Origin of the sequence: Staphylococcus durrellii (assembly GCF_015594545.1) — a bacterium.
In the GTDB taxonomy this organism is placed as follows: Bacteria; Bacillota; Bacilli; order Staphylococcales; family Staphylococcaceae; genus Staphylococcus; species Staphylococcus durrellii.
Genome location: NZ_JADIIO010000001.1, coordinates 1,632,154 through 1,643,185, shown reverse-complemented (window position 1 = coordinate 1,643,185; position 11,032 = coordinate 1,632,154). Strand labels below are relative to the sequence as shown.

The following is an 11,032-nucleotide window of genomic DNA, read 5'->3' as shown; positions in this document are numbered from 1 at the left end:
TTAAAAGTATTGCTTTATAATACTCCTTTAGATATAATATTTATTGTGTTCAAAAATGTCATGTCCTGGTAGCTCAGCTGGATAGAGCAATGGCCTTCTAAGCCATCGGTCGGGGGTTCGAATCCCTCCCAGGACGCTATTTGATTAATTCCCGTTAAGTTGACGTAAACCAAACGTTGATCTGACGGGATTTTGTTATATCTAGTTACTTTTGGTTAAGTACTGTAAAACTACATTTACTACACCCAAACCACAACAAGATTATATTTCTTGTAATACTTCGACTGCTTTTTTATTTTCTTCTGCAAAACACGCTTCAAGTAAATGTGAATATATTCTCCTGAATGGACTTTAATATTTTTATAACCCAATCTTTTTGAAATATAATAGACGATATATCTTTAGCTAATAAAAATGAACAATGTGTCTTAATGCATGAGAAGTTATTTTCTTGATACCTATTTATATTTGTGTAAGAAAATCTACCCGTATGCTGAAAATTTGATAGATTAAGTGTTTAAATCAAAAGATAATTAGGCTATTAAGATTTTAAATATTAATAGTACGAAAGCTACTAATCTCACAACATGATAAAATGCTTTTTGCTGAGGATGCTTAGCTACTTTAAAAACACTATTCTTTAAAATGCTCGCTTTTTAAAGAATATATTAACATCTATTTTAGTTCATTAAATGCTTTTTAATTTAGACGAATATATAAGCCCACCTAGACAAGGTGGGCTTATATTCTATTCATTATCATTGTATATAAACTATAAAAATGTTAATTTATTTAGATAACCAAGTATTTTGATTATCAAGCTAAAAGGAGGGTTTTATAATGGAAAAAAATTGTGAGGAAGATATAGCCTCTCTTGTGAGGGGGCTGGGTACACGCATAGTATTATATCAGCAACATGTTTCTGAAATTTTAAATGTGTATAGCCATGATTTTACAACTATAGATATATTAAGGGAAACAGGGCCTATTACGGCTGGTGAGTTAGCACAGAAAGTGGGATTAAGTACAGGGAGTGTGACCTCACTTATAGACAGGTTAGAAAAAAGGGGTTATTTAATAAGAGAAAAACATCCAAAAGATAGAAGAAAAGTTATTATAGTTCCACGTTATGAAGAGAAAAAAGAAGTTCAAAATGTCTTTTCAGAGTTAAATAAGAATATGTTGAATTTAAGTGCGAATTATAATGAAAAAGAGTTAGCAATTGTTAAAAGGTTTTTAAATGAAGTAACAAGTGTCATAGAGAATCAAATTATAGGTTCAAATAGTGAGGAGATAGAAAAATGAAAATAAATCATATAAATATAGCAGTTAAAGATGTCGGTGTTACAAAAACTTTTTTAGAGCATTATTTCGACCTAGTATGTATTGGTTCTGCAGGTAATAAATTTGCGGCTTTAAATGATGAAGATGGTTTATTATTCAATTTAATACAAGATGACCATGCTGTTTATCCAGAAACATTTCATATAGGTTTTCCACAAGAAGATGAAACTAGCGTAGACAAAATATATGAAAGATTAAAAAAAGATGGATTTGAAGTTTGGGAACCCTCATTGGCGCATGGATCGTACACTTTTTATTTTAAAGCTCCAGGAGAATTTACAATAGAAGTATATACACAAGTAGATGAAAAAACTAAAACATTAGTACATCCATATTTTAATGATTTCCCAAATGGAAAATAGATAAATAAAACGACCCACCTAAATGAATTGGTGGGTTGTTTTATATTATTACTGTCGATATTTTAACCGTAGAAAAATTAGCGAATGTAAAATAAACATTTAAATGAATGGTAATATTATTCACAAAAACTAATTAATTTGTTAATATCAAAAAAAAGAAATAATTATGCTGAACATTTTTCCCCGGATTAATGTTCATAAGGCATTATCTTTATTCCACTAGGGCTCATCTAAGATGTGAGGAATAAAGATAATGCCTTTTTTTATTTTAAGGAGGAGAATTTATATGCAATTAGTAATTAAAAAAACGGAAGAATTATCAGCAATTGAAATAACGAAAATCTTTCAAGAAAGAGTGAAAGTGTTTGTAGTAGAACAAAATTGCCCTTATCAGGAAATAGATGAATTTGATATTGAATCTAAACATGTAATTTTAAAAGATGAAGATAGAATAGTTGCTTATACAAGAATCATTGAGCATGAAAATAAAATTAGTTTTGGTAGGGTCTTAGTTTCTATAGATTATCGAGGGAAAAATTTCGGTAGAAAAATAGTACAAGAAACAATTGATTATATTCATGAAGGTAACAATAAGAAAAAAATTTATATATCGGCTCAAGAGCATTTAAAAGAATTTTATAAATCATTTGGATTTGAACAAACATCTGCAATGTATTTGGAAGATGGAATACCTCATATAGAGATGATATTAAATATAGAAAGTTAATTTTAATATGCTAATTCTGATTTGTATATGCCTTTTAAATTTATTACAAATACTAGTTTATATATTAAAGTTAGAACAACTGAAAAAGAAAACGAATTATTTATTTGAGAAAAATAAATTAGATTATAGAATGAAGCGAATTGTTATTATTAATTCATATATGTTCTTTCATAGAGTGCGAAAATTAAAACCGCCTATAAATAGACGGGTTGTTTTACGTGTCAATTTAGTTATATTTCTTTAATTTTTGTTAGAGAACAAAGTGCTTGTAAATAGCATAGTTAAAGGGTTTTAGTGTTTATTAGAATATAACAAAATGGTCTCCCAGGACGCTATTTAATTAATTTTCGTTAAGTTGACGTAAGCCAAACGTTGATTTGACAGGGTTTTGTTATATCTAGTTACTTTTGGTTAAGTACTGTAAAACCACTTTTATAATTAACTATTTATGTATTGAAAAAATATGTCTAGTGCATTTAATAATACGATAAAAAGAGGTGCTTATGTTTAGTGTACAAGCTATATTTTTAACTAAGTCTTTCAATGTTAGTTTTATGTTAGATGAAAAAACAAGTCATGTTGATGATGATTTTGATTGATTTGAAGGTTTTAGAGGTGTAGAAGTTTGGAAAAGGACTGAAAATAAATTAGAGTATGGCAGTGTTTTAAAGTGGAATAATATAGATAAATAAAATAGAAATATGAAATAGTAGCGTAATAGGGGACAATATTTATTTATATAAATACTTACTGCTTACTAGTTTAATGGTGTATAAATACATGTAATTTTAAAAGAGTTCTGCATCATATATAATTTAATTTACTAAATAGCGTTAAGAGTTTTATTTCCATTTAATTAATGTTATATTACGAGTATGTTACAAATCTTCCTTGGATTTGTACACATAAGTTCTCTTGCATCATTGTTTTGCTCAAACATTGATGCGTAATCAAATGATAACATTTGATTTAAATGGATATCCATTCTGTTAAGGCAACCATAAATGGTTGCCTTTTTTGTTGTTTACTCCCAAATTTTTACATGTTTTAGAAGATAACTAGACTTATATATTTATAACTTTAAAATTTATTTAGATAGACAAATAATTTAACAGAAAAAAGGAGAAAAAGTGAATGTTTTATATTAACTTTTGGAGACAAATATTTGAATATAAAGGAACAGCCCGTGTAACTGAGTTTTTGCTATGCATATTTTTAAATTTAGTAATAAGCTTGTGCATAATGATAAGTGGGATCTTAGTTCCTGTATCATGGGAGAATAGTGTTGTTAATTTGTCCTATTTTGTATTATTATTGATGTTATTACCTACAATATCAATGTTTGTTCGCGTAATAAGATCTTTTACTAACAAAAATAATATAAAATAATCATGTTCTAGTTATTAGTAGGGGGATATATAATGAAAGAGGGCACAATCCTATTTGATTTTGATGATACACTGGTTGATTTTGAAGCAGCAGAGACATATGCTTTTTATAAAATGGTAGAATTTTATAATTTTAAAGCTGCTGCTAAAGATTTCAATTATTTTAAAAAAGTAAATAAGCAACATTGGCAAGCCTTTCAAGAAGGTAAACTATCTAAAGATGAAGTGTTAACTCAACGCTTTAAATGTTTTTTTGAAAGTTACAATCTAAATATAGATGGCTATAAGGCAGATTATATTTTTAGAGATGAGTTAGCGAATGCGCCATTGACTTATTTTGAGCATACATTAAATACATTACAAGATTTAAGTAAAAAATTTGATCTATATATAGTTACAAATGGTGTTTTAGAAACACAGCAAAGAAGGATTGATAAATCACAATTTAAAGAATTATTTAATGGTGTGTTTGTTTCTGAACAAACTGGCTATCAAAAACCGATGCCAGAGTTTTTTGATTATGTATTCGATAAAATTGGTGAAAATAAAAGAAGAAATGCTTTGATAGTTGGTGATTCCTTGAGCTCGGATATATTAGGCGGTTTAAATGCTAATATAAGGACATGTTGGTTTAATCCTCGAAATCAAGTTAATGATTCAAATATAGAAGCTGATATAACTATAAGTAGTTTTGAGGAACTATTAGTAACAATATAAAAAGGATTGTGTTAGATTAATCTAACACAATCCTTTTAAGGTTCCCATATCAATATATCGTAATCTTCATTATTTTTTAGTTGTAAATCTTTAAATCCCTGTTTTATAAAAAAGTCTTTTGATTGATTACGGGCGATGACCTTAATTGGTAACTCTTGTGATTTAGCATAATTTAACAATTCAGTGCCATAGCCACGATCTTGGAAATCTTTTAAGACTTCTAATTTCCATATAATAAGGTAGTCATCAAAATCTGGGAAGTGTTCTTCTTCAACTTCGCCTTTTCTATAAAGAGCCATCCTTGCACCTAATCTTTCACCAACATAGATACCGTAAAATGGAGATTCAGAACTTGCGTCAATCATTTCGCCACGAAGCTCATCTACCATATACAAGTCTTTATTACCGAAGTTTCTAAAATCTTCGAATAATTCATCTGTTTTATAGTTTATATCAAGACGCTTTACACTCGTCATAGCATCTTTCCCCCCTTTATATTTGTAACTATTATTATACCCTAAATATTATGATTTATCACAAAAATAAATAGTATATAATTATCGTCTTTATCAATATATTATTTATAGAAATAATTTAAAACAAACAGTTACTATTGTTGTAAGTAATCTATTAACGAAAAAAATTTTTATATGTAAGCCGTTAAATTGTCAAAGTGCTGTATAAACTTTATACTAATTAGGAATATAGGACATAAGGAGAATTATAAATGGATTGTATAACGACAAAATTAAATGAAGAAGATCAATTCATAACACGCCTTGTTAATAGTGATGAGACGATAAATGAGTTTTATCAATTTGATGCAATGGCCAATGATAATTACAAATATAAAGTGAACCAGTCAACAAATGATAGAGAACAGGAACTTGCTAATGTTATTCACCAATATATGAGTGATTTAACTTTGACTTCACAACAACTTGAAAATATAGAACATTTAAGAGAGGGAGCAAAGGTGGTTATAGGTGGACAACAAGCTGGTCTGTTTGGTGGTCCTCTATACACTTTTCATAAAATTTTCTCTATCATAACATTAAGTCAATCGTTAACGAACGACTATCAAACACCCATCGTACCTGTTTTTTGGATAGCTGGTGAAGACCATGACTTTGATGAAGTAAACCACACATTTGTGTATAGTAATCATGAAGCTCAATTACATAAAGTTAAATACCATACTTTAGAACCTCCAGAAGATAGCGTATCGAATTTCTATCCTAACAAATTGCAGCTTAAGGATGCTTTAAATCAATTTTTCAAGCATCAACCGGAAACTAAGCATACTAAAGAATTGTTAACCTTAAGTCATAGTATCATTGATCGTTATGACAGTTGGACGGCAATGTTTAAAGCATTATTGCATGAAGTTTTTAAAGATTATGGGGTACTCTTTATCGATGCGCAAGATAACAATTTAAGAACTTTAGAACAACCATTTTTAAAAGAGTTGATTAATAGATTTAATGACGTTGATGCTTCATTTAGATCGGCACAAGCAAAGTTAAAAGCGCAAGGGTATGAACAAATGATTCAGACTGATACTAATGTTCACTTATTTATAGAAGAAAATAATATGAGACAATTGTTAACTTATGAAGATGGTAAATTTAAAACGAATAAGACAAATACCTTCTATACTAAAGAAGAATTGTTGTCTATTGTAGAAGAGGCACCGCAAAGATTTTCGAACAATGTCGTTACTCGTCCATTAATGGAAGAATGGTTGTTTAATACCGTTGCCTTTGTGGGTGGGCCGAGTGAAATAAAATACTGGGCCGAATTAAATGAAGTATTCCAAACTTTAAAGATAGAGATGCCTATCGTTATACCTAGACTAAGAATAAGCTATATTAATGATAGAATTGAGAAATTATCATCAAAATATGCTATTTCAATAGAAGAAATAATTTCACAAGGCACAAATGCGACTAAAAATAAGTTTATACGTGCACGGGCATCGGATACTTTCATTAACAATATTGAAAAATTGAAACAACAACAAATACAATTATACGAAACTTTAAAAGCAGAAGTACAAGATAATAATGATAATAGACTCCTTTTAGATAAAAATAATAAAATTCATATGCAACAATATGACTATTTAATAAATCGTTACTTATTAAATATTGAGAGAGAGAATGAAATTAGTATGAAACATTTTAGAGAATTAAATCACGCTCTCCATCCAATGAAAGGTTTGCAAGAAAGAATATGGAATCCGTTACAAATTATGAATGAATTTGGGACAGATGTGTTCAGCCCCTCCACCTATCCACCACTTTCTTACACTTTTGATCATATTGTTATAAAATGTTGATATATCAATCTTTAGGTCCGGTTCATCAAATGATGAATCGGACTTTTTTTTGTCTTTTTAAATAATTTTTAGTGAAAATTGTATAATTAGTGGAGGATAGTGGTAAGATGTGGTAAATTATATATATGAGAAGGTGAGGTGAAAATAAATGTTCATGGGAGAATACGAACACCAATTAGATACAAAGGGACGTATGATCGTTCCGTCTAAATTTCGTTATGACTTAAATGAACGTTTTATTATCACCCGAGGCCTTGATAAGTGTTTATTTGGCTATACTTTGGAAGAATGGCAAGTTATCGAAGAGAAAATGAAAACATTACCTATGACTAAGAAAGATGCACGTAAATTTATGCGTATGTTTTTCTCTGGCGCTGTAGAAGTAGAACTAGATAAACAAGGGCGTATTAACATACCTCAAAACTTGAGACAGTACGCTAACTTAGATAAAGAATGTACAGTAATCGGTGTTTCAAATCGCATTGAGATTTGGGATAGAGAAACTTGGAACGGTTTCTATGAAGAATCTGAAGATAGTTTCGAAGAGATTGCTGAAGATTTAATAGATTTTGATTTTTAAATGGAGGAATTGATTTGTTTCATCATATAAGCGTAATGCTAAAAGAAACCATTGATTATTTAAATATTAAAGAAGATGGTGTGTATGTCGACTGTACGCTTGGTGGAGCAGGTCATGCGCTCTATTTATTAAATCAATTAAGTGACGAAGGTAAATTGATTGCTATTGACCAAGATAAGACAGCTATAGAAAATGCCAGGATAGTTTTAAAAGATCATTTACATAAAGTTATCTTTGTTCACAACAACTTTAGAGAACTACCACAAATATTAAATGATTTAAATATTGAAAAAGTAGATGGTATTTATTACGACTTAGGAGTATCTAGTCCACAGTTAGATGTTCCTGAAAGAGGATTTAGTTATCATCATGATGCGAAATTAGATATGCGTATGGACCAAACACAAGAGCTTTCAGCTTTTGAAGTAGTAAATCAATGGTCGTTTGAAGATTTAGTCAGAATTTTCCATCGATATGGTGAAGAAAAATTTGCTAAACAAATTGCTAGACGTATAGAACAAAATCGCAGTGAAAAAGAAATAGAAACAACGTTAGAACTTGTAGACAGTATAAAAGAGGGGATACCGGCTAAAGCTCGACGTAAAGGTGGACACCCAGCAAAAAGAGTGTTCCAAGCAATAAGAATAGCAGTAAACGATGAACTAGCTGCTTTTGAGGATTCATTAGAACAAGCGATTGAGCTTGTAAATATTGGTGGTAGGATTTCAGTCATTACTTTTCATTCTTTAGAAGACCGTTTGTGCAAACAAATGTTCCAGGAATATGAAAAAGGGCCAGAAGTACCAAGGGGACTACCAGTAATACCCGAAGCATACACCCCGAAATTGAAACGTGTTAACCGTAAACCAATTATTTCGTCTACGGAAGACACTGAAGAAAATAACCGTGCTCGTAGTGCAAAGTTACGTGTCGCTGAAATTTTAAAATAAGGAGTGCTTTGTAAGTGGCTGTAGAAAAAATTTATGAGCCTTATAACGGTTCAACACAACAAATACCAGAATCTCAACCTTCGACCCAACCAGGTTCGAAGTCTGTAAAGAGAAAAGTCGTTGTACAATTAACTAAGTTTGAAAAAATGTTATACATAGGACTTATAACAATAATTGCTTTGATAAGTATATATATGCTATCTTTAAAAATGGATGCGTATGATACTCGAGGAAAAATTGCAGATTTAGATACAAAAATTGAAAAACAAGCAAGTGAAAATAGCTCGATAGAATCTGAAATTAAAAAGAACTCTTCTTACGAACGCATTTACGACAAGGCTAAAGACGAAGGTATGAGCCTGAAGAACGATAATGTAAAGGTAGTGCGTAATAATGGCGAAGCGAAAAATTAGACTGAGAAAACCAAAAATACGAAAAATACCAATAAAACAAAATAAAATAGGGGCAGTCCTACTCATCCTTGGATTCGGACTGCTCTTTTTTACGTTGATATTAAGATATTCATACATCATGTTAACTGGACACTCCTCTGGAGAAGATTTGATTTTAAAAGCGAATGAAAAGTATTTAGTCAATTCGCAACAACAACCTGAACGAGGAAAAATATATGACCGTAACGGTAAAGTTTTAGCCGAAGATGTTGAAAGATATAAAGTTGTTGCGGTTGTTGATAAAAAAGCTAGTAAAGATAGCGACAAACCTAAGCACGTTGTTGATAAAAAGAAAACAGCTAAGAAATTATCAGAGGTCATTGATATGTCCAAATCAGATATAGAAAAACGGTTGGATCAAAAGAAAGTATTCCAAGTTGAATTTGGACAAAAGGGTACAGACTTAACATATAAAGATAAGCAAAAAATCGAAAAAATGAAGTTACCAGGGATAAATTTGTACCCGGAAACTGAACGTTTCTATCCTAATGGTAATTTTGCGTCACATTTACTTGGTATAGCACAAAAAGATCCTGATTCAGGTGAACTAAAAGGTGCTATGGGTGTTGAAAAGATTTTTGATAGTTACTTGTCAGGTCAGAAAGGCTCTTTATCTTATATTCATGATATTTGGGGTTATCTAGCGCCAAATACAAAACGTGAAAAAATGCCTAAACGTGGCGATGATGTACATTTAACTATTGATTCTAATATTCAAGTATTCGTTGAAGAAGCATTAGATTCAATGGTAGATCATTATAAACCTAAAGATGCCTTTGCTGTTGTTATGGATGCTCAAACAGGCGAAATATTGGCTTCAAGTCAAAGACCTACATTTAATCCAGAAACAGGAAAAGATTTCGGTAAGAAGTGGGCAAATGATTTATACCAAAATACTTATGAACCAGGTTCAACATTCAAATCATTTGGTCTGGCAGCAGCGATTCAAGAGGGTAAATTTGATCCAAACAAAAAATATATGTCAGGTCACAGAAACATCATGGGTTCTAAAATTTCTGACTGGAACAAAGTAGGTTGGGGTAAAATCCCGATGTCACTTGGGTTTACTTATTCTTCAAACACATTAATGATGCACTTACAAGATTTAGTAGGCGTGGATAAGATGAAGTCATGGTACGAAAAATTTGGTTTTGGTAAATCTACTAACGGCATGTTTGATAGTGAGGCAAGTGGTGGAATTGCATGGGATAATGCAGCACAACAAAAAACTTCTGCATTCGGTCAATCTACTACTGTAACACCAGTTCAAATGTTACAAGCTCAATCTGCTTTCTTCAATAAAGGAAATATGCTTAAACCTTGGTTTGTTAACAGTGTTTCTAATCCTGTGAATAAGAGTACTTTTTATAAAGGTAAAAAAGAATATGCAGGTAAACCAATTACCGAAAATACAGCTAAAAAAGTACGTGTTCAACTAGATAAAGTGGTAAACAGTGAAGATAGCCATGCTAAAAACTATAGAATCGATGGTTATGACATTGCTGGGAAGACTGGTACTGCCCAAGTTGCCGATTCTAAAAGTGGTGGTTATGTTAAGGGTGAGAATCCTTATTTCGTTAGCTTTATCGGTGATGCGCCAAAGAAAAATCCAAAAGTAATTGTTTATGCCGGCATGAGTCTAGCGCAAAAGAATGATCAAGAAGCTTATGAAATGGGTGTTAGTAAAGCATTTAACCCAATCATGAAAAACACACTTAAATATTTAAATGTAGACAATAAAAGCACGAAAAATTCATCTGACGTTAAATATAGTGAAGTACCTAATGTTGCTGGTAAATCTGTAAAAGAGGCAGAGAATTCATTAAATGCAAAATCACTAGATCCAGAAGTAATTGGTAGTGGTGAAAAGGTTGCTAAACAATCAGTAAGTGCAAATAAGAAAATATTACCTAATAGAAAAGTTTTATTACTTTCAGACGGTGATTTAACAATGCCTAATATGAAGGGCTGGTCTAAGGAAGATGTGCTAGCATTTGAACGACTAGCTAATGTGAAAATTACAACTAAAGGCAGTGGTTTTGTTTCAAATCAATCAACTTCAGAAGGACAAAAAATTAACAAAAGTGATAAAATTAAAGTTGAATTTTCAGCAGATAAAATAAGTGGAGATTCCCAAGCAGGTAGCTCTTAAATATAAAGTTAGCTGAGAC

The 11,032-nt window shown here is 30.8% G+C and carries 10 protein-coding genes and 1 tRNA gene; 10 read left to right on the top strand and 1 reads right to left on the bottom strand.

What is annotated here, in order from left to right; translation table 11 throughout:
- Nucleotides 1–62 precede the first annotated feature (62 nt).
- The 5 genes from ISP02_RS07895 (at nucleotide 63) to ISP02_RS07875 (ending at nucleotide 4,538) form a co-directional block, all read left to right on the top strand.
- Nucleotides 63–136, top strand: a tRNA-Arg gene (locus tag ISP02_RS07895).
- 704 nt (nucleotides 137–840) lie between these two features.
- On the top strand, nucleotides 841–1,305 hold the full coding sequence (locus ISP02_RS07890) for a MarR family winged helix-turn-helix transcriptional regulator (protein ID WP_195721030.1): 465 nt from the start codon (nucleotides 841–843) through the stop codon (nucleotides 1,303–1,305).
- The gene (locus tag ISP02_RS07885; protein ID WP_195721029.1) at nucleotides 1,302–1,706 is read left to right on the top strand and encodes a VOC family protein; all 405 of its coding nucleotides are present in this window, start codon (nucleotides 1,302–1,304) and stop codon (nucleotides 1,704–1,706) included. The genes ISP02_RS07890 and ISP02_RS07885 overlap by 4 nt, the downstream gene beginning before the upstream one ends.
- Nucleotides 1,707–1,992: 286 nt before the next feature.
- Nucleotides 1,993–2,433, top strand: a complete 441-nt coding sequence (locus tag ISP02_RS07880; RefSeq protein WP_195721028.1) for a GNAT family N-acetyltransferase — start codon at nucleotides 1,993–1,995, stop codon at nucleotides 2,431–2,433.
- Nucleotides 2,434–3,854: 1,421 nt separating this feature from the next.
- Entirely contained in the window at nucleotides 3,855–4,538 is a 684-nt protein-coding gene (locus ISP02_RS07875) for a YjjG family noncanonical pyrimidine nucleotidase (protein ID WP_195721027.1), read from the top strand.
- Between the two features lie 35 nt (nucleotides 4,539–4,573).
- Here ISP02_RS07875 and ISP02_RS07870 read toward each other — a convergent pair whose 3' ends face one another.
- Nucleotides 4,574–5,014, bottom strand: a complete 441-nt coding sequence (locus tag ISP02_RS07870) for an N-acetyltransferase (RefSeq protein ID WP_195721026.1) — start codon at nucleotides 5,012–5,014, stop codon at nucleotides 4,574–4,576.
- Nucleotides 5,015–5,265: 251 nt separating this feature from the next.
- Here ISP02_RS07870 and bshC point away from each other — a divergent pair, with 251 nt between their 5' ends.
- The 5 genes from bshC (at nucleotide 5,266) to ISP02_RS07845 (ending at nucleotide 11,013) form a co-directional block, all read left to right on the top strand.
- Nucleotides 5,266–6,879 carry a bacillithiol biosynthesis cysteine-adding enzyme BshC gene (bshC, locus tag ISP02_RS07865; protein WP_195721025.1) on the top strand — a complete coding sequence of 538 codons (1,614 nt, stop codon included), beginning with the start codon at nucleotides 5,266–5,268 and terminating at the stop codon, nucleotides 6,877–6,879.
- A gap of 148 nt (nucleotides 6,880–7,027) precedes the next feature.
- Nucleotides 7,028–7,459 (top strand): division/cell wall cluster transcriptional repressor MraZ, encoded by a 432-nt coding sequence (gene mraZ, locus ISP02_RS07860; protein WP_048794145.1) that lies wholly within the window; start codon nucleotides 7,028–7,030, stop codon nucleotides 7,457–7,459.
- A 14-nt stretch (nucleotides 7,460–7,473) separates the two neighbouring features.
- Complete coding sequence (rsmH, locus tag ISP02_RS07855; protein ID WP_195721024.1) at nucleotides 7,474–8,409, top strand: 16S rRNA (cytosine(1402)-N(4))-methyltransferase RsmH; 936 nt, start codon at nucleotides 7,474–7,476, stop codon at nucleotides 8,407–8,409.
- A gap of 14 nt (nucleotides 8,410–8,423) precedes the next feature.
- On the top strand, nucleotides 8,424–8,822 hold the full coding sequence (gene ftsL, locus ISP02_RS07850; protein WP_195721023.1) for a cell division protein FtsL: 399 nt from the start codon (nucleotides 8,424–8,426) through the stop codon (nucleotides 8,820–8,822).
- Nucleotides 8,803–11,013: a penicillin-binding protein gene (locus ISP02_RS07845; protein ID WP_195721022.1), complete on the top strand. Its 2,211-nt coding sequence runs from the start codon at nucleotides 8,803–8,805 to the stop codon at nucleotides 11,011–11,013. The genes ftsL and ISP02_RS07845 overlap by 20 nt, the downstream gene beginning before the upstream one ends.
- Nucleotides 11,014–11,032: the final 19 nt, after the last annotated feature.